At 44.0% G+C, this 23138-nt stretch carries 23 protein-coding genes; 11 read left to right on the forward strand and 12 right to left on the reverse strand.

Translation table 11 applies throughout. From position 1 onward, the window contains the following. Nucleotides 1-430 precede the first annotated feature (430 nt). The 3 genes from JNK13_09755 (at nt 431) to JNK13_09765 (ending at nt 6177) form a co-directional block, all read left to right on the forward strand. Nucleotides 431-3697, forward strand: coding sequence for a ribonucleoside-diphosphate reductase subunit alpha (locus tag JNK13_09755; GenBank protein MBL7663022.1), 3267 nt, complete (start codon nt 431-433; stop codon nt 3695-3697). A 51-nt stretch (nt 3698-3748) separates the two neighbouring features. After that, entirely contained in the window at nt 3749-4837 is a 1089-nt protein-coding gene (locus JNK13_09760) for a ribonucleotide-diphosphate reductase subunit beta (protein ID MBL7663023.1), read from the forward strand. Between the two features lie 851 nt (nt 4838-5688). Continuing rightward, a complete protein-coding gene (locus tag JNK13_09765) occupies nt 5689-6177 on the forward strand; it encodes a Dna2/Cas4 domain-containing protein (GenBank protein ID MBL7663024.1) in 489 nt (162 codons plus the stop codon). Between the two features lie 294 nt (nt 6178-6471). On the opposite strand, the gene lpxI is transcribed toward JNK13_09765, so the two are convergent. The 5 genes from lpxI to JNK13_09790 form a co-directional block, all read right to left on the reverse strand. Continuing rightward, a complete protein-coding gene (gene lpxI / locus JNK13_09770) occupies nt 6472-7359 on the reverse strand; it encodes a UDP-2,3-diacylglucosamine diphosphatase LpxI (protein ID MBL7663025.1) in 888 nt (295 codons plus the stop codon). A 14-nt stretch (nt 7360-7373) separates the two neighbouring features. Next, nucleotides 7374-8177, reverse strand: coding sequence for an acyl-ACP--UDP-N-acetylglucosamine O-acyltransferase (lpxA, locus tag JNK13_09775; protein ID MBL7663026.1), 804 nt, complete (start codon nt 8175-8177; stop codon nt 7374-7376). A gap of 12 nt (nt 8178-8189) precedes the next feature. Then, a complete protein-coding gene (fabZ, locus tag JNK13_09780; GenBank protein MBL7663027.1) occupies nt 8190-8648 on the reverse strand; it encodes a 3-hydroxyacyl-ACP dehydratase FabZ in 459 nt (152 codons plus the stop codon). Nucleotides 8649-8675: 27 nt separating this feature from the next. Further along, nucleotides 8676-9188: an OmpH family outer membrane protein gene (locus JNK13_09785; GenBank protein MBL7663028.1), complete on the reverse strand. Its 513-nt coding sequence runs from the start codon at nt 9186-9188 to the stop codon at nt 8676-8678. A 124-nt stretch (nt 9189-9312) separates the two neighbouring features. Next, entirely contained in the window at nt 9313-10047 is a 735-nt protein-coding gene (locus tag JNK13_09790) for a methyltransferase domain-containing protein (GenBank protein ID MBL7663029.1), read from the reverse strand. On the opposite strand from JNK13_09790, the gene JNK13_09795 reads away from it, so the two are divergent. From JNK13_09795 to JNK13_09805, 3 genes are all read left to right on the forward strand, one after another. Continuing rightward, on the forward strand, nt 10048-10947 hold the full coding sequence (locus JNK13_09795; GenBank protein ID MBL7663030.1) for a hypothetical protein: 900 nt from the start codon (nt 10048-10050) through the stop codon (nt 10945-10947). A gap of 80 nt (nt 10948-11027) precedes the next feature. After that, nucleotides 11028-11651, forward strand: a complete 624-nt coding sequence (locus JNK13_09800; protein ID MBL7663031.1) for a YIP1 family protein — start codon at nt 11028-11030, stop codon at nt 11649-11651. An 18-nt stretch (nt 11652-11669) separates the two neighbouring features. Beyond that, on the forward strand, nt 11670-12299 hold the full coding sequence (locus tag JNK13_09805) for a hypothetical protein (GenBank protein ID MBL7663032.1): 630 nt from the start codon (nt 11670-11672) through the stop codon (nt 12297-12299). On the opposite strand, the gene JNK13_09810 is transcribed toward JNK13_09805, so the two are convergent. From JNK13_09810 to JNK13_09820, 3 genes are read right to left on the reverse strand one after another with little or no spacing between them, the layout of a single operon-like run. Continuing rightward, nucleotides 12277-14031, reverse strand: a complete 1755-nt coding sequence (locus JNK13_09810) for a tetratricopeptide repeat protein (GenBank protein ID MBL7663033.1) — start codon at nt 14029-14031, stop codon at nt 12277-12279. The genes JNK13_09805 and JNK13_09810 overlap by 23 nt on opposite strands. A gap of 14 nt (nt 14032-14045) precedes the next feature. Next, nucleotides 14046-14504 carry an EVE domain-containing protein gene (locus tag JNK13_09815; GenBank protein ID MBL7663034.1) on the reverse strand — a complete coding sequence of 153 codons (459 nt, stop codon included), beginning with the start codon at nt 14502-14504 and terminating at the stop codon, nt 14046-14048. A 12-nt stretch (nt 14505-14516) separates the two neighbouring features. Beyond that, nucleotides 14517-15548, reverse strand: a complete 1032-nt coding sequence (locus JNK13_09820; GenBank protein MBL7663035.1) for a hypothetical protein — start codon at nt 15546-15548, stop codon at nt 14517-14519. 50 nt (nt 15549-15598) lie between these two features. Between JNK13_09820 and corA the strand changes: the two genes are divergently transcribed. After that, a complete protein-coding gene (gene corA / locus JNK13_09825; GenBank protein ID MBL7663036.1) occupies nt 15599-16708 on the forward strand; it encodes a magnesium/cobalt transporter CorA in 1110 nt (369 codons plus the stop codon). Nucleotides 16709-16749: 41 nt separating this feature from the next. On the opposite strand, the gene JNK13_09830 is transcribed toward corA, so the two are convergent. Then, complete coding sequence (locus JNK13_09830; protein ID MBL7663037.1) at nt 16750-17316, reverse strand: methyltransferase domain-containing protein; 567 nt, start codon at nt 17314-17316, stop codon at nt 16750-16752. Nucleotides 17317-17319: 3 nt separating this feature from the next. On the opposite strand from JNK13_09830, the gene JNK13_09835 reads away from it, so the two are divergent. Next, nucleotides 17320-17805: an adenylyltransferase/cytidyltransferase family protein gene (locus JNK13_09835; protein ID MBL7663038.1), complete on the forward strand. Its 486-nt coding sequence runs from the start codon at nt 17320-17322 to the stop codon at nt 17803-17805. 11 nt (nt 17806-17816) lie between these two features. Here JNK13_09835 and JNK13_09840 read toward each other — a convergent pair whose 3' ends face one another. Beyond that, complete coding sequence (locus JNK13_09840; GenBank protein ID MBL7663039.1) at nt 17817-18275, reverse strand: hypothetical protein; 459 nt, start codon at nt 18273-18275, stop codon at nt 17817-17819. Nucleotides 18276-18369: 94 nt separating this feature from the next. Between JNK13_09840 and efp the strand changes: the two genes are divergently transcribed. Then, nucleotides 18370-18927 carry an elongation factor P gene (efp, locus tag JNK13_09845; protein ID MBL7663040.1) on the forward strand — a complete coding sequence of 186 codons (558 nt, stop codon included), beginning with the start codon at nt 18370-18372 and terminating at the stop codon, nt 18925-18927. Nucleotides 18928-18961: 34 nt separating this feature from the next. On the opposite strand, the gene JNK13_09850 is transcribed toward efp, so the two are convergent. Continuing rightward, a complete protein-coding gene (locus JNK13_09850; GenBank protein ID MBL7663041.1) occupies nt 18962-20635 on the reverse strand; it encodes a PAS domain-containing protein in 1674 nt (557 codons plus the stop codon). Between JNK13_09850 and JNK13_09855 the strand changes: the two genes are divergently transcribed. Continuing rightward, nucleotides 20606-21376 (forward strand): hypothetical protein, encoded by a 771-nt coding sequence (locus JNK13_09855; protein ID MBL7663042.1) that lies wholly within the window; start codon nt 20606-20608, stop codon nt 21374-21376. The two genes, JNK13_09850 and JNK13_09855, sit on opposite strands and share 30 nt — an antisense overlap. Nucleotides 21377-21426: 50 nt before the next feature. Beyond that, nucleotides 21427-22599 (forward strand): polysaccharide pyruvyl transferase family protein, encoded by a 1173-nt coding sequence (locus tag JNK13_09860; GenBank protein MBL7663043.1) that lies wholly within the window; start codon nt 21427-21429, stop codon nt 22597-22599. Nucleotides 22600-22620: 21 nt separating this feature from the next. Here the strand turns inward: JNK13_09860 and JNK13_09865 are convergent, their stop codons facing one another. Continuing rightward, nucleotides 22621-23127: a hypothetical protein gene (locus tag JNK13_09865; protein MBL7663044.1), complete on the reverse strand. Its 507-nt coding sequence runs from the start codon at nt 23125-23127 to the stop codon at nt 22621-22623. Nucleotides 23128-23138: the final 11 nt, after the last annotated feature.

Raw genomic sequence — 23138 nt, forward strand, 5'->3', positions numbered from 1 at the left:
CAAAGTTAGGCCATGATTTATATCTTAATTCTCAAATTGCATAAAAATTATCTAATAAATACAGATAATTAACATAAGCGTACGTACCTCCTAGATTTTTGTATTAGCCATTTCTACAGCTCAATTTAGGCTGAATTAAAGATTTTTAATAAATAAATTCAAGTACTTACTTACTATGTAAGCGCAGGTACATCATAGTCGACTAGAAGCAGACTTACACAATATGTAGTATGAGCCACTGAGAGCTAACACAATATATTGTGTTATAATCGCTTTTGAATTCAATAACTGGTGTTAGCTAGTTTAAGTTGAAAGGCGCAAATGAGAAACGCTCAGACATGCACTCAGATAGTAGTGCAGCTGCTTGAAGTGATAATTTTTTAACATTTCAACGCAGTCAAATGGAGTTCATTCAAAGGAGTTCGGTGTGATGCAAGCAGATACTACAGCAACAAATACAAACGTAGCAGGAGCAGTCAACGCAGCAGCAATTAAAAGCAGCACAGCTGGGAAGCTCCGAGAGGATTTTACAGTCGTAAAGCGTAACGGCACACTTGTTCCCTTCCGCAAAGACCGCGTAGCCACAGCAATTGAAGCTGCCTACCGTGCAACAAATCGCATCCCTGAAAGCGCACCACTTTCGCAAGCCGACTATACGATCGTTCAACTTGTAACAAACTCCGTTGTCGAAGAAGTACGCGCCAAAGCCGCCGAAGGGGCGTCGATTACCGTTGAAGGTATTCAAGACATTGTTGAAGTCAAATTAATGCAAGCTGAGCAATTTGATGTAGCGCGTAACTACATTATCTATCGCGACGATCACAAAGCACTTCGCGACGATTCTCCAAGAAATCTCAAGGTTTTACGCCGCGATGGCACAACCACTGTGCGCTTTAACCCAATGAAGATTGCTTCCGCCATTGAACGCGCCTTCCGTGCACATCAAAAAATCGAAGGTCAAACGCCAAGTGAAATTATTGAAGCAGTCAATTTACTGACTAACCGAGTTGTTGCGCGCTGCACAGAACTTTCCAAAGCTGGCACAATTCTTCACGTCGAATTTATTCAAGACGAAGTTGAGCGCACCATGATGCGCGAAGGCTTCTATGATGTTGCTAAGGATTTCATTCTCTATCGTGCCGCCCGGGCAGCGCTGCGCGAACAAACACCAGAAATTAGCATTGATACTGTCATTCCAGAAAAAATTATCGAAGCTCCCGCAGTTAGCGCCCGTGAATTCCATGCCCGCCGCAGCGATGGCACTACCTTTGTTGTCACTGATGGGGAAATCCGACGTCGTATTCAATATGCCTGCAAAGGCTTGGAGAATTTAGTTTCTTCGGAAAATATTCTGGAAGAATCAATCAAGAATTTTTACGAAGGAATTTTAAGCACGGAAATTGATTTGGCTAATATCCTGGCGGCCCGCTCGCAAATCGAAAAAGAACCAGCTTATTCCTATGTGGCCTCACGCTTATTACTAGACGTTATCTATAGGGAAGCTTTCGGCGTTGAAGCTTCAAATCCTGAGCTTAAGAAACTACATGCTAATTACTTTAAATCTTATATCGCGAAAGCCGTAGAGCTGGAACGCTTAAATCCTGAACTTAAGAGTTTTGATTTAGATAAGTTGGCAGATGCGATGGATTTAACACGCGACTTAAAGTTTATGTATCTTGGACTACAGACTCTTTATGACCGTTACTTAATTCACCAAGAAGATGTGCGTGTAGAAACTCCACAGATTTTCTGGATGCGCGTAGCAATGGGACTTGCCGTCAAGGAAGGTAAAGACAAAACAGAGCGCGCGATTGAGTTTTACAATGTGCTTTCTCAATTTCACTTCATGTCAAGCACGCCAACACTTTTCAACTCTGGCACACTCCATTCGCAACTAAGCTCGTGCTACCTCTCCACGGTGATGGATGATTTAAAGCATATCTTTAAGTGCGTCTCTGATGATGCTCAACTTTCCAAATGGGCCGGCGGCTTAGGCAATGACTGGACGAATGTGCGTGCCACAGGTGCTCGTATTAAAGGCACCAATGGCCGTAGCCAAGGCGTTATTCCATTTCTCAAGGTCGCAAACGACACAGCTGTCGCTGTAAATCAGGGTGGCAAACGCAAAGGCGCAATGTGTGCTTATCTTGAGTCTTGGCACCTTGACATTGAAGACTTTTTAGAGCTTAGAAAAAATACTGGCGATGAACGTAGGCGTACACACGACATGAATACAGCCAACTGGATTCCAGACTTATTTATGAAGCGCGTCTCTCAAAATGGCACTTGGACACTATTTAGTCCGAGCGATGTGCCTGACCTACATGATCTTTACGGTAAAGCTTTCGAAAAGCGCTACACCGAATATGAGCAAATGGTCGAGGCAGGAAAAATCAAACTTTACAAACGCGTTGAAGCAGTGATGCTTTGGAGAAAGATGCTTTCGATGTTGTTTGAAACAGGTCATCCTTGGATTACTTTCAAAGATCCTTCAAACATTCGCTCCCCGCAAGATCATATGGGAGTGGTGCACAGCTCCAACCTCTGCACAGAAATTCTGCTTAATACTTCAGCTGAAGAAACTGCTGTATGTAACTTAGGTTCAGTTAACCTAGTTGAGCATATTATCAACGGCAAGTTAGACCGCAGCCGTATTGCAAAAACAGTAAAAACTGCAATTCGCATGTTGGATAACGTGGTGGATATTAACTTCTATCCAACTGAGGAAGCCGAGCGCTCTAATAAACGCCACCGCCCCGTCGGGATGGGCATCATGGGTTTCCAGGATGCGCTTTATATGCTGGGCATTAGCTATGCCAGCCCCGAAGCTGTGCGCTTTGCCGATGAAAGCATGGAAGTTATTTCTTATAACGCCATCCTTGCCTCCAGTGAATTAGCTAAGGAACGCGGAGCTTATCCAAGCTACCAAGGCTCAAAATGGAGTAAGGGCATGCTGCCAATTGATACACTTAAACTCTTAGTTGAAGAGCGCGGTGCAGAGTTTACTGATGTTGATACTTCTGCAACGCTGGATTGGTCACCTGTTAGAGCTTCAATCAAAGAACACGGCATGAGAAACAGTAACACTATGGCAATTGCGCCAACTGCTACTATTTCTAATATCACCGGAGTGGCTGCTTCAATTGAGCCGGCTTATAAGCATCTGTACACCAAGTCTAACCTCTCCGGAGAATTCATGGTGCACAATACTTACCTAGTCGAAGAGCTTAAAAAACTTAATCTCTGGGATGCGGATATGGTTGATGACCTTAAATATTTCGATGGCTCGATTATGGAAATCGAGCGCATTCCAGATGAGCTAAAGCGCGTCTATCTAACTGCTTTTGAAATTGAACCAGATTGGATTATTGAATGTGGCGCGCGTCGACAAAAATGGATCGACATGGGCCAAAGCTTAAATCTTTATAGCGCTGAAACAAGCGGTAAAAAGCTTCACGACATGTATATGTTAGCATGGCGCAAAGGCTGTAAAACCACTTATTACTTGCGCTCGATGGGAGCAACCCAAATCGAGAAGTCAACGACAGATATTAATCGTCGTGGGCTGCAGCCACGCTGGATGAAGAATAAATCCGCTTCGAGCAATATTAAAATTGAGCGTGATAGCGAGGAGGCCAAGGCTCAAGGGCCAAAAGTGTGCTCCATCTTAGACCCGGATTGCGAGAGTTGCCAGTAAGGATGAGGATGGAAAAGAACTGAATTTTATTTGATTACAGGAGTAAAGATTATGTTAACATTTGATGACGAAACACCAACCAAAACAACAACCGAAAGCACGCCAGAAGAAATCACAGGTGGTCGTAACAAGCGCGTTCAAGTTCAAGATAAGCGCTTGATCAATTGTAACGCCGTAGATGTAAACCAACTCATGCCACTTAAGTACAAGTGGGCTTGGGAACATTATCTAAATGGCTGTGCCAATAACTGGCTGCCTACCGAAGTTCCAATGGGCAAAGACATTGAGCTATGGAAATCAAGCGGGCTTTCGGCTGATGAGAAAACCTTGGTGATGCGTAACTTGGGGTTTTTTAGCACTGCTGAAAGTTTAGTTGGAAATAATATTATTCTGGCAATTTTTAAGCACGTCACTAATCCTGAATGCCGTCAATATTTATTACGCCAGGCTTTTGAAGAAGCAGTCCATACGCATACCTTTCACTACATCGTTGAATCGCTGTCCTTAGATCAAGGTGAAGTATTTAATATGTATAACGAGGTCAATACGATTAATGCCAAAGACCAGTTCGAGATGAAGCTAACTCAGGCTGTGCTTGACTCAAGCTTCTCCACCGAAAGTTTTGAAGGCGCACAAAAGTTTCTAGAAAACTTGATTGGCTATTACATCATTATGGAAGGAATTTTCTTCTATAGTGGTTTTGTGATGATTCTTTCGTTACATCGCCAAAATAAAATGACTGGTATTGGAGAGCAATTCCAATATATTCTACGCGATGAGACGATTCATCTAAATTTCGGCATTGATTTGATCAATGGCATTAAAGAAGAGAATCCAGAAATCTGGACACCAGCATTCCAAGGCCATATTCTCAACCTCATCAACGAGGCAGTTGATCTTGAATATAAATATGCAGCAGATTGCTTGCCGCGAGGGATTCTCGGCCTAACAGCGCCAATGTTTAAAGACTATGTCGGCTATATTGCAGACCGTCGCTTAGAGCGAATTGGTCTTAAAGCTCAGTATGGCTCTAAAAATCCATTCCCTTGGATGTCTGAAACAATTGACTTGCAAAAGGAAAAGAATTTCTTTGAAACGCGGGTCACTGAATACCAAGGGGCATCGTCCCTGCAGTGGTAGAAGACGGGAGATTGTAAGAGTATTTCCTTTAAACTTAAGCTGGGGCGTTGTGAGCTTTTCAGCCGACCGCGCCCCAGTAAGTTAGCCTCATTCTGACTTCATATCCTGATCGCCGCTTTGGCGATCAGCGGATCCAGCCTCATAGTCGGAGCTATGAGTAACGTAGTATATGAAAAGCAAGAGCAAAGCTAAACCAGCTATGTACGGCAATAGCTCAAGCCAGTCAGAGGGGCTGCTAGATTGCGCGATCAAGCCCATTCTAGCACCCGCAATCATGGGGGTCCGAAAAGATGTCGGCAAACATCTCGTCCATCCCCCTCGAGACTGCCACTAAGGCAGCAATCCCGCATACGACAAGGAGGCCTCCAAGGCCCAAGAGGACTTTCTTCTTTTTCTTATCCATTTGATTTTTCCTCCCTCCAGAGGAATCCTAAAAGCTTAGTTTATAAGCGCCTTAAAATTCCTCTGCATAAAAACCTAAAACTCTTACAATCTCTTGATGTCACTTAAAGACAACAAAAGATTGCCGATTTCAAACTACCAAAAAGAAGATTTCAAAGAACAAAAATGAGGTTATAGTTCACAATATATTACTTTTTAACTATGAAAAAGCAACCAGGCGAAAATAGTTTAGTTTCAGCCTCTGAGATTAGAAGCTTTCATTCTTGCCCAGAATTTTGGAGACTAAGCTCAGTATTAAAACTTAAACCAAGCAATGACAAAGCTTTAGAACGCGGCAAACGTCTACATCGCAACTGGACCAGAGCAGATTTTTATACTGCAGCGTTAATCAAACTAGCAGTCGCAAGCATTTTCATCGTTGCCATCCTTTATTACCTAGGCATATTTCGATGAAACTCCCGCAAACTCTGGTCATAGTTTTATTAATCGTGATTGTCATCGCACTGATCCAGCGTCGCAAATCTGGCTTCGGTTTTGGCAAGACAATTAGTCACGATGATCTGACGCTTAAGTCTAAACACTATGGATTAATCGGCAAACCTGACAGAATTGTTGAATATCGTGGTAAATATATCCCTGAAGAGAAGAAAACGGCTTTCCGTTTTCAAGACTCCTTTCGCGCCCAGATGGGAGTTTATTTTATCCTAATCGAGGATCATTTCGGCATCAGACCACCTTACGGATACATTGTACTCGGCAATGGCAAGCGTGTCTGCGTTAAGAACACAGCAGAACTTAGAGAACTAGTCTTAGCAAGCGCTGAGCAAATCCGCGAACTAAGGCATCAGTCAAATTCTCCGCTTGAGCCTATTGGCGTGAATTCTAAGCAGTGCCTACGCTGCGGGCAGCGCGAGAATTGCACAGTGCGACTCGCTTAGAAACGCCACTGTCATTAATGAAATGGACCTTTTCTTTTTCTTTACTTTACGCTCCAGTTGAAGATACTTTAATCCCAAATAATTATAGAAAAACAACTAGTTGGAATTAATGCCTTGGCTGGCTGAGGCCCTGGGTGGGGGAGAAGTTTGAAGAAAGTAAAGCACAGTCCGAAGCAATATGTTTTAAAATTACCCACTATTCGATGCAGAGGACGAGCCATTTCTGAAAACGTCTCCCCACCCAGGGCGCTATAAGAATAGCGCTAAAAAGGTCCATTTCATTAATGACAAAAATCAAATTCCAACGATTGCAATTTGATGCTGATTCGCTAAGGCCACCATCTGTTCGCGCTCCAGCACCAAACATTTTCCGGCTTCGACGGCAAGTCCGCGACATTTAGCTTGTATCATTGTTTCAATTGTACGTAGGCCAATTGTTGGGACATCAAAGCGCAAATCTTGAGTAGGTTTTGAAAATTTCACAACGATTGCACCTTCACCTGCTAGCTTCCCGCCACGTAAAATTGCCTGATCTGACCCTTCAACCGCTTCAACTGCCGTAATCACGCCGTCTTTCACTACTACAAGCTGTCCAATATCTTGCGCGCTCATTGCCGCCAAGGCAGCTTGTCCAATTTCAACATCCTCAAGTTCAAAACTTGCAAATTTACGCGCCGTCAGGGCCCCTCGCATCACCAGCGAATCTTGCATGAAAACCATTGAAGGCACGACCTCAATTCCTTCACTTAAGAGTTCGTCGGCTAACCCGCGCATGACCCTGTCATCCTTAGTGCTTCGAATTTTCGCCATCAACAGTGCTCCGCGAGCATCTAAACGCACGCCTCCAAAAAGCTTTACACGGTTAATGCCCCCGACCATTGCCGCATGCTTCACGCCATGACGTTTGAAGGTATCAATCAGCGAACCAACCTGACCTAGCTTGATCCACGTATATGCGCTAAGCTCTTGCTCGAGGTTTTTTGAAGTTTCATCTTCGTGAAATACGCCGACGACATTAAATCCAGAGTGCTTAGCGGCCTTGATAAATTCAAAAGGGAAGAGCCCGCTCCCGGCGATTAGTCCAATTGTTGAACCCTGAGGAATGGAGCAATTTTCTAGATCGAAACTAGCACCTTTTTGTTGTAGGCTAGCTTGTTTGGGAACTTTAGTGAATGGCCACATCAGAAACGCCTTAGTTAGTCTGCGCTGTCGTCACTTAGTCCACCACGCGCAACTCCTCGAGTTGAAGTTTGATAAAATTCAATGAAATGCTTAACGATTGCATGCTCAGTATCAGCTTGCAGTACACTGGCAATGCGCTCTTTAATTGGTCCAGTACCGAGCACAATTGCATGATAAGCTCTGCGCATTGCTTTAATCGCATCGTCACTCTGCCCCGAGCGCCGTAAGCCAATTACATTGACCCCACGTAGCTTGGCGCGATCTCCTTGCGCGATACAATAGGGCGGAATGTCTTGCGCTGCCATCGCCCCACCACCGAGTAAAGCAAAATCTCCAATGCGGGCAAACTGATGAATCGCAACAAGTCCGCCGAGGATCACGCGATTGCCAATTGTAACATGCCCAGCCAGAGTTGCTTGGTTTGCAAAAACATTACCATTTCCCACGCGACAATCGTGAGCAACGTGAGCGCCAACCATAAAAAGATTATCGTCGCCGATAGTCGTAGTTGAGGTGCCGGTAACTGTCCCGGGATGCAGCACGACACTTTGACGGATACTATTTCGTGCACCAATCACAAGCGTTGTTGGTTCACCTTTATATTTTAGATCTTGTGGCTTTCCTCCCACAGACGCAAACGGGAAAATTTCATTCTCTGCGCCAAGCGTAACATGCCCGTCAATCACCACATGCGAGAGAACGTTAGTATTTTTCCCGATCTTTACATTTGGCCCGATGATCGAATAGGGGCCGACAACCACGCCAGAATCGAGCTCTGCATTTTTATCAACAATGGCTGTGGGGTGAATCGTGGTCACTAAAACTTCTCGTTAGGGCTTGATTTCCGTTGGCACTACTTCTGCAGCCATAATTGTTGCCTCAACAGCCACTTCGCCGTTAACTGTAGCTTTTGCTGTCATTTTCCAATGACCAAACTTGCGTCGACACTCACTCAAATCAAGTACAAGTTTATCACCTGGAAAAACTGGCTTCTTGAAGCGCACATTCTCACAGCCAGAAAAAACAATAATCTTTTCCGGTGGTAAAGAGTTCGCCGTTAACCGTGTATAAATTGCCCCTAACTGAGCTAAAGCTTCAAGTATTAAAACGCCAGGCATAATTGGAAACCCGGGGAAATGCCCTTGAAAAAAAGCTTCGTTTGCGGAGCAATTTTTATAACCAATAATTCTTTCATTATCGACAAACTCAGTCACAGCATCGACTAGCAAAAATGGGTAGCGATGCGGAACGAGCTTCTCAATATCGACCGTACGTAGTGGAAGTTTCATAACTAACAAAAAAATAATTGACTTGAGTTATTTACCTGAATCTAACACCTTGATCACATCATCAGTAATATCAAGCGTCGTGTCAGCGTAGATTAGCGACGAAGCGCTCTTTTCAAAAACCATTGTATAGCCTTTATCTTTTCCAACTTGCTCAACTATGACTTTGACTTTCTTGAGCATTTCACCAACAAGCTGAGAATTTTTTCGGCGCAACATGTCTTGAGAATCAGTAAAATCGCGCTTAATGTCTTTTTCTAAGGCAATCAGTTTATCTTGCTTTTCTGCACGTGCTTTATCACTTAAACTTGCGCGTTGCTTTTCAAGCTCAGACTGCATGGCTTCAAAGGATTGCTTCTTTGCATCAATTTTTGCCTGCTCACGCTTGACTTGCTCTTCATACTCTTTCTGAGCCTTTGTGCCTTGCGCTGAAGCGCTCATCGCACGTTGTAGGTCAACATATGCAAATTTAGTCTCAGCCAGTGCCTGACCAGCAAAAAGACAAGTAATAATAAATACGGTCAAAATCTTACGAGACTTCATAAAAATACTCACCTCAATACTAAAAAATGATGCCGGAATTTACCTATTTATTAGTATAAGCGCAAACTTGTGCGTATTTAGTGCAATTCGCGATTCTATCTAGCCGGCAAAAGGCGAAACGCTCTCACTCAGGAAAGGCTAAATATGTAACAAATTGGTAATTTTGCTGCACACGCTCAATTCGCGAAAAGCCAGCTGATTTAAGCAAGTCTTGATTAGCTTGTGCAGTCAGCGGACGGAGCACTCCTGCTAAGGCTTGTCGTTTACGGTCAATTTCCCCCTGCGTATAACCGTTTCGGAGCTTAAATCCATAGTACAAATCATCAAAAAATTCTTGTTGCTCTGGACTATCAAAGGCTTCTTTTTCTGAAAAAACAAAAATGCCTGATCTAGACAGGCTTGCTCTTAACTTTTTGAGAATGTCGAGCCGCAATGCCGGATCGACAAACTGGAGTGTATAATTCATCACGGCGACATCACAGGCTTGAAACGCAAATTCAGCCAAGTCACCTGCTGCTAAAACAATTTCAACATTTTTAGGAGTGGGGATTAAACTCAATTTCTGCTGAGCAACTTCAATCATCGGGCGGCTAGCGTCAAGACCGACAATTTGGAAGCATGCAGATGGATTTGCACCGTCAAGAATTCTTGCAATTGTAGTTCCCGTTGAGCAGCCTAAGTCATAGATGCGCCCGTTAGCTGGTACATGCTTGAGGGCCAGAGCTGCAGCGATATTCTCAGTTTCAAAGTAGCCTGGGATGGAGCGCGCTGCCATATCATCAAAAGCGCTAGCAACCTTAGCATCAAAAGAAAACTGGGCTGGAGAGTGCTGATCTTGAAAAATTGTATCTTTTTTCATATGTATTCATACATGCTAGAAGTCGTTAATTTTTACAAGTTTACACCCCTCTCAGAAGACAAATATAAAGCGCTTCATCGCTGGGCGTTTACACATGCCACTGATTTAGGACTACAAGGTAGCATTTTAATTGGATCTGAGGGTGTTAACGGCTCACTTTGCGGCGAAAGCGAAAAGCTCCGAAACTTTATTGAGGCTATCCGTCTCGAACTAAATGTCGACACAGTAGAGCCGAAGTTTGCTCCAACTGCAAAGCCAGCCTTCGTGCGGCTCCGTGTAAACTTTACCTCTGAGATTGTAACTGCGCGTCTGCCTTTTGAGTTCGAAAAACAAGATCAAAGCAAATATCTCTCCCCAAGTGAATGGCAAGAAGTTTTAGATCGAGAAAATCCCGTCGTGCTAGACACTCGCAATTGGTACGAAACTAAAATCGGTAAGTTTGCAACGGCAATTGATCCGGACATCACGATGTTTACTGAATTTGATAAGTATCTTGAGAAGTTTGAAGTTCCCAAAGATGAGAAGATTCTAATTTACTGCACAGGCGGAATTCGCTGTGAAAAAGCCACACAAATTATGACCCGCCATGGATTCAATAATGTCTACCAACTCCACGGCGGAATTCTTTCCTACTTGAAAGAGTTCCCTAACCGCTCCTTCGATGGCGAGTGTTTTGTCTTTGACCGTCGCATCGCAGTCGATCAAAATTTAAACCCTTCCGAACGCTACAAGCTTTGTGCCTGCTGCGGAGACCCCGCAGAAAGGCCTTATCCTTGTAGTGTCTGTGGCAAAACTACACACATCTGCGAACTATGTGACGGCAAAGATTGGTCTTTTTGCTCAAAAACATGTCGTGACCGTTCCCGGCATCTACATAAGAAACAAGCAGTAATCGCCTAGAGTTTCATTTTCTTTTCTGTTGGTTTCAAGCAACAAACATACTAGATATTATCTGGCGTAAACGTTTAAGGAGATTAGCTATGAATGAAGCTTTCAAGCCCGACACTGCTTATATTATTTCTCGTGCGCGTCAGGTCCTACTAAACCCTAAAGAATTTTGGACAACTGCTAGCTCCGAAACCGAAACTATCGATTCGGTCTATAAACGCTATATTATCTGGTTGGCAATTATCGGACCAGTTTGTTCGTTCCTGGGTATGACATTTGTTGGAATTACAATTCCTTTTATCGGCACGTGGAAAATGCCTTTTGTTTCAGGATTTGTTGGCGCAATTATTCGTTATGCTGCCGCTTTGGTGATGCTCTTTGTGAGCGCATTAGTCTTAAGCAAACTAAGCCCAAAACATGGTGGAACAGAAAATATTCAAAATTCGTTTCGCCTTGTTGCCTATTCAGGAACAGCAGCGTTGCTTGGTGGCGCACTGGGTATTATCCCTTCACTGGGAGTACTTGCTCTACTCTTTGGACTTTACTCGATTTACACTTTCTACCAAGGCATTACCCCAATGACAGGCGTGCCTGAACAAAATCGTATGACCTACGCAGCACTTGCAGTTGTCTGCATCGTGGTAATTGCAATTATTTTCATGTATCTGTCGCATCTGTTTGTGCCGACACCTCCACTACCAACTTTTCGCGGATAAATAACCAAGGGGCTAGCTATGAACAGATATCTTCTGCTTGCGATATGTTTAACACCAAATCTTGCTTTCGCTGATTTACATGAGTGTAATGGCATGTGGACCAACAAGCCCTGCGATGAAGGCGCAAATACTGCAGCCCCGAGCAAAACCCTTAAAGAGCAGCCCCTTGATCCACGCGCCGCTAATCCAGATTTTCGCAGGAAACAACAAGTTTTGCGAAAGCTTCGTGAGGATATCACTTACCTAAACGATGCAGGAGTTACGCATGTAAATACTTCGATCGTTGAAGATGTATGCGACCAGCCAAACTCATCTTACAGTGATTGCAATGCTGCCTATGACCTTTTTAGAAAAAGCGAGGCTGAGTCATTTGAAAAAGCAAAGAAAGAGCTAGAGCACCGCGAGCTTGTAAATAAGGTAAAATCTGCAACCGAAGCTGCGGAAAAAGCTAAATCTGCCGCTGATGATGCTACAAAATCTGCTGACGAAGCGACCAAAGCCGCAGAAGCTGCTGCGATTGAAGCAAACGCAGCACGACAAGAATCTGCGCTCTTACGTCACAGGCTAAGAAAAGCTCAGGATAAGTCTGTGCCGGTTGCCCAACCCGGAACACAAGTCGACACCACTACGGTTGTAATCGGGAAGTAGTCCTGAGCAAATCAAATTTTTTCTTAGCCTCGCGATAACGCAGGTCTAAACGTGCCGCTGCTGATAGTTTTTGTTCTTCGCTTTGAGCTCGACGGTAGTCTTTAGCCTCGACAGCGCTTGCAAACAATCCAATTTGCGAGGCGAGCATTTGCGGATCGAGTTGAAGAGCTTGGTGAAAAAATACATCTGCTGCCTGATACTGTTTAAGCCCTAATTTTGCCCAGCCAAGGCCATCCACCGCAAGTGCAGAGTTGGGATTTTTGGCAGTAAGTCGTGCATATATATTTTGCGCATCGCCGTAACGCCCAGATAATTGATAACTGCGAGCAAGTAACAATACTACTTGAGCGTTGCCCGGATAAATCTCTAGAGCTTTTTCAAAGCGGATCACCGCACGTTCATACTGAGCTGCCTTAAAGTAGACACTCCCCAAATTGGCCTGCACTTTACTGCTCTCCGGCGTAAGTTCAAGCTGCCTTTCCCAGAAATGCTGATCACTGGTCCAGCTCGGCAAGGTTCGAGCAATCACAACAAAGTAAAGCATGCTAATCAGGCTTGTCAGTAGATGGATCGTTAACTTACGAGGGAAATTGGTGATGATTATTCCTGCCAATCCCGCCAAACCAACACTCGGCAAATAGATCAGGCGCTCCGCATAAATTACCCCGATCGGAAAGAGCAGATTACAGGTTAAAATAAAACTAAGCAAAAACCATGCGGCAAAAAAACCATAACTACGCGCACGCAACATCCCAATCACAGCACTCAGAAAAATTACGAGAAATAATCCAGCGCAGATTAAAATTTCTGCAACGGGCATTTGCGTAAACGGCACTAATGCTGCAAACGAATAGTCGGCTCGCGGCGGAAAGGGGAAAAGAAATAACGCAAAATACTTGCCAAGTAGCAAGCAGGCATAGAGCACCCGCTCCAACCCAGCTGAAAACAATAGAAAGTTCTCAACATAACTAATTGTATGATCAAGTTGAATCACTCCGGATAGCGTTTCGATACGCAGTGTCAGATAGAGGCCAAAGGGAATTAAAATCAAACACAACCAGAAAGCTGTAAGCTTGAGAAAATGACTAGTTTTTTGATAGCGCCACCACAGACAGAGCGGCATTAATAAGAGCAACACACAGGCATTTTCTTTAGAAAAGAAGGCAAGGCTGGCTGAGAAAATTGCTAATAGCGCCGAGCGCATAGTAGGCAGTTGAGTTTTCTGGGCACTCGGGCTTGTCACCGCAAGCGAAGCAGAAAGCGCAACTGTTAGTGTAGCTAGCACGCCTAGCGTAGCCAGTGATTCAGCACGAAATGCAACATTTGCAATCACCTCTAAATGCGCTGGATGCAAGGCAAACAAAACTGCCACAATCAATGCAGTCAAACGCTGTTGCAGTAGAGTCATCAGCTCATAGACAAGTAGGGATACAAACATATGCAGCAAAATATTAAGCAAGTGATATGTGCCGGGACTAAAGCCCGAAAGTAGATAATTCAGCTGAAATGAAAGTGTTAAGACTGGTCGATATAAATTTCCTGGCCAGGTTGGAGAGAGCAAGGTCGAGAGTAAATCAAAATTCCTGCCGATTAACTGATTTTTAAGGATATGCTGGGCATCGTCATAAACATAGCCATAAAAAAGAGCAGGAAGAAAGGGCACTACGGCACAAAGAGCAATAATTAACTGCTGGCACCAAACGTTTAAACTTTTCTCTGTTTCGTTTTGCATGACCTATGTGCTTATCAACCAGCAAGTTTACTAATGATTCCAGCCTGCTTAACTGTAACCGGTTGAACACTCAAACGACTCCCACGCTGGAGTAGGAGCATTTCTTTTAAGCCCGCTTGCTTACGCAACTCTGGAAGTCCAATAAAATTGGGAAATTTTGCCTGAAAAGAAAACTCTGGAGCAAACCAACGTGGATTTTCACGTGTTGCTTTAGCATCAAAATATTCTCCTTCCAGCTCAAACTGCGTGGGGTCAGGAATTGCTGACTTTGACACTCGAGCTAGTCCTGCAATGCCCGAAGGCTCTGCATTCGAATGGTAAATAAAAACCTGGTCACCGAGCTGCATTGCTTTGAGGTAATTGCGGGCTTGGTAGTTTCGAACGCAATCCCAAAGTGTTTTTTTCTTAGCTTGCAAATCATCAATCGAAAAAACAGCTGGCTCCGTCTTTGCCAACCAATATTGACCGGCCATTACTCCTCCACTCTACTTAACTAATTCTTTTGCTGCTAAATTCAATTGTGCGGGGTTCAAACTCCAACGCTTGTTTGCGCTGATGAAAACATCTCCGGCCTCAGTGCGCATCATTTTATAGAGGTCCATTAGACCGCCAACCCCGTAGCGTTTTTCAATGACTTTGAAGTACATGCTCGCCCGACCATAATCATAGGGGCTACCTGAAAAATTAAAATGGTCAGGGCTGGCTTTAAAAGATTCGGCCGCCATTTGCTTGTAGAACCCCTCTACTTCCCTACTACTCACTGCCGCTGACTCCCGGCTGGCATATTGCTCAAACCAGGAGGCAAAACCTTCGGCTTGTAGTGAATGCGGGCTCTGATGTCCGAGTAATTGATATTCGAGAGCATGCCCAACTTCATGAATTAAAATTCGCTCCAGCAAAGCATCGCTTTCCTGCTCGCTCAAGCGCTTACTGGAGTTACTTTCATTGCCGCAACCTGCAGAGACGCGCTCAGCAACAACATACACTTTATTCGGCGGGACCATCCAACCGGGATGGCAATTTGTCACAAGTGAAATTGGAATTTGCTCCAGCGGAACTTTTTCCCCCATAAAGACGATATTCCATTCTTGCGAAAAGTTACGCAGCGAATCAGGAAAACCGGGAGTTTGTAAAGCTCGTGAGACCGAACGCATTGCTGCGATCACAGCTCGGTTCGGTGTGCGCCCAAATGTTGCCTCACTATCACGTTGCCAGCGTAAATTTACTCTGCCCAGTGAAGTTGAAAAGCTTTCATTACGGACTGTTCCCGATAAATTAACTTGACTCGGGTCAACCAGCTCTTGGTTCCGAATCGCCTCTCCACAGCGGGCCTGTTTGCGATATTTCACAGGAACTTGATTAATGCCTGGAGTCATAACAAGTTGCCCATCTTGCCCCTGATAAACACAGATCGCTTTATCTTTGGCATGGGCGTAATTAACACTCACAAGCACTGTGCAGATTAGTGCTTGTAGTTTGAGATTTAACCTTAAATTTATCTTTCTAAGCGCTGCCATTTATGTGCAATATATAAGCAAAAGTTATTAGTACGCGAGTAAGATTCTCAATGAGCGAACCTTTTTCTACAACGGCGACCCCTAAAAAGCGTAAACGTAAGAAGTTATTTAAGCAACCTGGAATTCCTGCAGGAACGCTGATCGCCAATCCCGAATCAATCTTCAGCTCAGTTAACTATCTAGTGGTAGAAAAATCTGGCACGATTAAAGAGTGTCGCGTGCGCGAACTATCTGAGATCCCTAAGATTCTTGCTGAGCATAGGTTTCTTTGGATTAATGTCGACGGCCTAGGCGACCCAGAGTTCGTGCGTAACTTAGGTCGTACGCTAAATTTACACGATCTCGCCCTCGAAGATGTTTTACATACAAATCAGCGCGCAAAGGTTGATCATTTCCTTGATCACTTTTTTATTGTTTGTCATTGGCCAACTTATAATGATCATTTCGAAACGGAGCAGCTAAGTATTTTTGTCGGGAAAAATTTTGTCGTTTCCTTTCAGGAACATGGTGGCGATGATTGTTTGAGGGGCATTCGCTCTAGGCTGCAATTAGAGTCAGCGCTAACTATAGATCTAGGTGCCGATTATCTCTCCTACGTTATTCTCGATACTGTTATCGATCACTACTTTCCCGTTTTAGAGTCAATTGGGGAAACTTTAGATAACTACGAAGAGACGATCATTTCTGAAGCAAACCAGCGTGAGTCAATTGCCAAATTGCATGATATCAAGCGTGACCTACTAGCACTACGACGCATTGTCTGGCCACACCGCGAGGCGCTGAATACCTATATCCGTGACAGCGGAACATTCATGACAGAGAATGTGCGCTTGCACTTGCGCGACTGCTACGATCACATTGTCCGCATTATGGATCACGTGGAACTTTATCGGGAACTCTCAACCGATCTAATGAACTTGCATTTATCTTTTGCAAGTAAGCAAATGAACGAGGTGATGAAAGTCCTGACTGTGATTTCTGTCATTTTCATGCCGCTTACTTTTATCGCTGGAATCTATGGCATGAATTTCGACCCCGAGGCCTCACCCTACAACATGCCAGAATTACGTTGGTATTACGGTTACTTTCTCGCCCTGTTCTTAATGATCGGGATCAGTGCGGCAATGCTTGTGTACTTCAAGAAGCGTCGTTGGATTTAAAAATCTTTCGTTAAGCTTTAAAACTTATGAAAAGTGAGCTACTAGGCTTTGCGAATTTCGTAGATGCGCATCGGCGGGATGTTACGAAATTCGTATTCCACATCAACCAATTGCAGATCTGGCTTGAGGCAAGCGCGTAGAAATTTATCTAAAGAAGCCGGCGGCGGGAAAACTTGATACGTCAAGAATGTGCCTGTGGCCGTCAAGGTCTCAGCGGTGTTACGTAAAATTCGATCCTTTACTTCAGGCGGAAGCATCGAAAATGGGATTCCAGAAACAATATAATCTGCGTTGGCTTTGCCAATTACTTCGGAAATATCCTCCGCACTACGATTGTGGATCTCAAACCTTGAGTCTACTAAGGAACGTTTTAAAATCTCGCAAAAGTTCGGATTTGTTTCGAAAGCAATCAATTTAGAATCCGTGGACAATTGGGAAAGGATTTGCCGCGTGATTACTCCCGTACCTGGTCCGTACTCCGCAATTGTAAGCTTGCGAGTGAAATCAATTTTCTTAAGCACTCGCTCAACGGTGAACTTAGAACTAGGAGTGATCGAAGCAACGTGCTTGTCTTTCACTAAATTTTTGATATAAGTTAATGTCTTCATGCTATGAGCACAGTTGTCTTCGGTGGAACTTTTGACCCTATTACACAAGGACATGTCCGTGCAATACGGACATTAAGCGAGTCATTTACCACGGTTATTATTGCTCTGACTTCACAAAACCCTTGGAAAAGTAGGCCGGCGACGGGTTTTAGATTGCGCTTACATATGATTAGAGAGACGCTCAATTACGAAAAAATTAAGCTTGGACAATCATATTCTGACCCCGGGATTTGTCTTTCTGACTATGGCTATGTGTATGCCAAAGACTTTGTTCTGCATTTACAAGCTAAATCAATTACCGAAGTTCATTGGGCAGTCGGATCGGACTGTGCAGCTGATGTTAAAAACTGGAAAGATTGGAGCGCGCTGAACATACCAATCTATGTGATTCAGCGCACTGAAGAATCTTCATCCAAAGTGCGCCAAGGTGCCGAAGCTCCGCACCCAGCAATTATTGCAACGATCGCTCAACATAAACTTTACCGCTGACTGAATTCTACTTATTTCGAATCAGCTGATGGTCCGTAAATTGCAGGAACTTTTTTCCCGGCGATGCGCAACAACAAGGCAAGTTGCCCGCGATGATGGATTTCGTGCTTTAAAATAATAGTCAAAATTTCACTGCGCTTAACCTGCATCCCATAAAAGTTCACACTCTCGGTAAGCATTGCATCAGTCCAACTACTTTGAAGTTCTGCAAAAAAATTTTCAACAACTACTTGATAATTTTCCAGTAAGTCCGTGATTTGTTCGGCAGCAGGAAGTTTTTTAAGCGTAAAGTTAACTTGGCTCAGAATCGTAGGAAGCGCCATCACCAGATGATTCCCTAAGCCTCCCAATGTCCAGGAATTTTCAGTTGGCGAAAAGTTAAAACTATCTTTAATCTCTTGAAGAGTGGCAAGAGTTTTAGTGCTTTCCGATCTGTAATCAGTGATGAATTCCTTAATTGTTTGATACATAAATCATTTCCCTTAAGTGTTAAAATTTACGCAGCTTTTGACATGGAGATAGACCTAATCTATATACTTCGCCGCTAGCTATAGAGGATCAATCATGAAAGCAAAAGATATTCGCAAAGGCACAGTAATCATGTACAATAAGGCACCTCATCGTGTGCTCGATTTTCAACATCGTACTCCTGGAAATTTGCGTGCTTTCGTTCAGGCAACGCTGCGCAACGTACTTAGCGGCATTCAATGCGACACGCGCTTTAGCTCAACTGAAGATCTTGAGACGGCAGATGTTTTTAATTTAAAGGGTACATATCTTTATACTGATGACCTGGGCTCGCATTTCATGAACTCTGAGACTTACGAGCAAGTTACACTTTCTGCAGAATTAGTTGGCGAAGGCAGGTATTATCTTCAAGATGGCATGAGTGTCGATATTATGACTTTCGATGACCGTCCGATTGGAGTGAGTTTCCCTAAAACTGTGATCCTTACTGTAGTTGATACTCAACCAGAACTAAAAGGTGCTACAGCGAGCAATTCGCCAAAACCAGCAACTACAGACACTGGTTTGACCCTAAACGTGCCGGCTTTCGTTAAAATCGGTGAGAAAATTATTGTAGATACGACAACTGGCGAATACTTGAGTCGCGCTGAATAGTCGCCAGCGCGATTTTTTTTAGCAAGAGTTTAACTTACTTTACTGCATCAGATAGATCAGTGATAATTCCAACAGTACTTTCTAGTTCCCCTTTAGAATTAAGCACCGGGGTACCTGTCACTAACACTTTTTTCTTGTCCCCATGCTGAGTTAGTAATTCAGCTTGATATGTTGAGGAGACGCCAAGTGGGCGTTTGAGAAATTCTTCGGCAAGTTTTTTGCGGCTTTCTGGACTAAAAAAGGAATGATAGGATTTCCCACTTAACTCAGAACTCGAATTTAACCCGAGCAAAGCAATTAAGGCAGGATTAGCATAAAGGGTTTCACCATTTGGGGCGACATGCCAAACCCCTACAGCCGTGTGGTCAATTAAACTACTTTTTAAATATTCGGCCTCGATCCTCATCGTCCGTTTACGAATTACTTCGGTCACATCAATCCCCACTACACACCAATTCCAAGCAGAAACGCCTAGTTGTCCTTCGATTTTTGACCACATCACATCCCGCTTTTCTCCGTTACGATTAGGTAGCGCCATGACGCGTCGCATTTCACCAGACGAACTGACTAGACCTAAGTAATTATGACTTTCAGGATGGGCAATTATTTGCTCCTTGGTCACTCCAGTAAAGTCAGCTAAGCTTTTATTCCACTCAACAATGCGATCTTGGGCATCAAATGCGCAAAAGAAAAATGGGAGTTCATTTAATAAATCACGGATATTTCTGATCTTCTTTGCATGTTCAGAATGTAACTCCAAATGGTCAGCTTGCTCGACCAAACGTGCCCGTAACCCCAAGATTGCTGCCCGTTGCTTCTGTATTTTATTCAGTAGCATAGCAAGCATTGTCGAAACCAGTAGACCTAAGGAGAGCAGCACAAAAGGAAAAAAACTCTGCTTGGAATTACTGGTTTTTGAGGCAATCGTCCATGCTAGCGGAGGATGTGAAAAGTTAATTTCTACGGGGAGAGTCGTCCCTTGTCCTAGCCTGTCCTGATAACTACAGATCGGCCGAGCGGGAGAAAACTGGTCGCGGTCATACAACTCCCAAGTAATTGTGCCTGGACGCACGGGGTCGATTTGGTCGCAAAGTTTAGCAAGATTGATTGCGGCAACGATCATTCCCCGTAGCGAGTTTTCGCAGTTTTGCTCACAAACGGGATAACTAAGCAGCAGTAAAATTTTTCCTTGCAGTTCAAGATAGGCACTTGCTGAGCTAAATTTCCTTGTCAAAGTCTGCTCAATTAATTTTACGAGCACTCCTTGATCTTTGAGTGCCGTACCAGCGTGAAAGGTCTGGTCTTGATTAATGCTCAGCACATTGGCAATTTTAAAATCATCATAGCCACTTGACCCAGTGGTATGCTCGATCCAGATTAGTTCTTCGAGCGAACTATCTAAATCTTTAGTTGCCTGTAGTTGAGTATTGTCGGTTAGACTTGCTTGCGAAAGATTGCGAGCTAAACTATTAACTTTAGTATCAAGTTTGGAGAAGTAGTCGACTAACTTAAGAATATTCTGAGATTGCTCATTTTTTGTCTGCAGTATAAGATGCAAATGATCGCTGTCACGTAACACAGAGTAAAGCAAATACGTAACAAGCACTCCGAGAATCAGCATGCCGAGCACGGTCGAGCCAATTTCTTGCTTTAAGGATGGATTCCTCAAAATCGAACGATGATGCTGATTATTGACACACACACTCATATTCATCCCAGCTTTGACACGAAAGCAGCAATCGCGGCTGCACTAAAAAACATGCGCTTAGAGGCTGATTGCGTGCCGGTCTTGTGTCTTACTGAACGTTACGAAGAATGTCTATTTTCAACCCTATCTCAGACAAAAAACTCTCAGGCAAAAAACCCGGAGCAACTTACCTGCACTCCAACCAAGAGCCCGGAAGTATTAAAAGTTTCAGAACAAGCAGCTTCGATCTATCTCTTGGCTGGACACCAACTCATCACCAGCGAGAAACTTGAAATTCTTGCGCTTGGAACAATTTCTCGACCGCAAGATGGCTTAAGCGCTCAAGCTACAATTCAGTCGATCTCTGCTGCCGGGGCATTAGCTGTCATTCCCTGGTCACCTGGGAAATGGTTAGGTCAACGAGGCCAAGTGGTTAAAGCACTCTTAGCCGGTCCACAACCAAAGGATTTCTTAGTAGGAGATATTCCAATCCGACCGTGCGGCAATATTTTTTCCACCCCGCTGTTAAGTTATGCGCGTAAGTGTGGGTGTAAAATAGTTTATGGATCAGATCCATTGCCATTTAAAAGTGAAGAAACTGCCCTAGGAACCTTAGCAACCGAGATTAGTAATGTCACAATCGATCCCGACAACCCCAAGGCTTCGATTCTTGCTGCACTTACGAATTCGACTGGACGCCCACGGGGGAGATATAATAATCCAATCCGAGCATTGCTACGCCAAATTCGCACACTAATTTAATTCTGCTTGTAAAAATATCCTTGAGTCGGTAAAGCTGGGCCGTCAAAATTATGAAAACTATTACCTTACTTGGATCTTCTTCGGGCCGAAATGCTGGCGATGCTGCGCTTGTCGCTGGGATCATGCAGTCAATCGATCACGCTCTTGGCGAAAAAGCTTTATATGAAATTCCAACCATTCGCCCGCGTTACATTCAAGAGGAATATCCTTTTCAAGTCCGACCAATCAGCATGCTCCCCTGGGCGCTTTCCATTAAAATGCTCGGACTACCCACATATCGCTCGATGCTGCGGGCGGATATGTCACTAATTTTTGATGCAATTTTATTCGATCGTTCCCTCTATAATCCCCTTTTCAATCACATGTCTTCACTCTATTTAATGCTTCCACGTATTAAAAAGGCTGGACGAAAGCTCGGTTGCTTCAATGTCGGTTGTGGCCCAGTCACGACTAAGCACGGCCAGAAGATGCTTCGTGAAATTTCCGAATTGATGGATTTTATTACTGTGCGCGACCAGCAATCTCTCGAATTATTACGCGGGATCGGAGTAAAGAATACAAATATTACAGTTACTGCCGATGCAGCGCTTGTAATGGATCCAGCTCCTGCAAACCGCGTTTCACAAATACTTGATCGCCTTGGGATCAAAAGTCAGACAGAAATCTTGGCAATCAATATCAATCAATATCTTGATACCTGGGCAGACAAGAAGCGTGGACCACTCGGTAAAGAAAATTTCTTGAATATTTATAGCGCCGCGCTGAATCGTTTAGGAGCTGAGTTATCTGTGCCATTTATGTTCGTCAGCACTCAGCATCACGACGTTCCCATCACTAAAGAACTAATGACGCGCGTTACCAAAGCAAAGCAAACTGTTCTTTTTTCCAACACAGAATATAATCACTACGACATGAAAGGGGTGCTAGGTAAGGCAAGTCTACTCTATGGCATGCGCTTACATTCGATTATTCTCGCATCCTCAGCCCTCACCCCAGTAGTTGGACTGCTCTATCAACCCAAGGTTGGCCATTATATCGAATCAATTCCACTACGAGATGCGACGATTAGTTTTGATGATCTTGATGCAGATACGCTTTATACGTTTTTAAAGCAAAGCTGGGAAAGACGCGCAGAGATCAAGCAAACGCTGGCCCAGCAAATCCCAGTCTTACAAGCACGGGCTAATCTGGCGGCAGCGCTGGTTGCCAAAGAACTTGCTTAGCGGATTATGCTTCTTGCTGCCCTACTTTTCAAGTAAGGCCTTTGTCATTGCCAGTAAATACAAGGGTAAGGAGTAAATCACACTCGCACCAATCAGCCAGGTCAAATTCTCACCATAGATTAGCTGAGCAACGCTGAGCAGGATTGCAATCGTGTGCACAAAAACTGCGTGACTTAGAAAAAACCAATCAACAATCAAAACCACCATGCTCACGCTAAAGGCTAAAAATATATTTAACAGCGTGTGGCGACTGAGCATTGACCTTAGGTAGGCATGATCGATAAACCATGGGCCAAAAAGAATAATCAGCATCAGCAGCGCTGCGGTTACCCGCAGCGGAATATTCAAAAACGAAAATATCAACAAACCTTCCCGCGGATTTGTCACCAGATCGTCGCGCACAATGCTACCAATGAACGAAGCAACCATTCCTGGATGTAATTCTTTAGCATAAAAAAAGAGAAACAGCGCGGGAAAGAGCACTAAGACTAAATCTAAAATATGGCCAAACGCTCTGCGGTAAAACATTATCCAGAATT

This window comes from bacterium (genome assembly GCA_016786595.1).
GTDB lineage: Bacteria > Bdellovibrionota_C > UBA2361 > SZUA-149 > JAEUWB01 > JAEUWB01.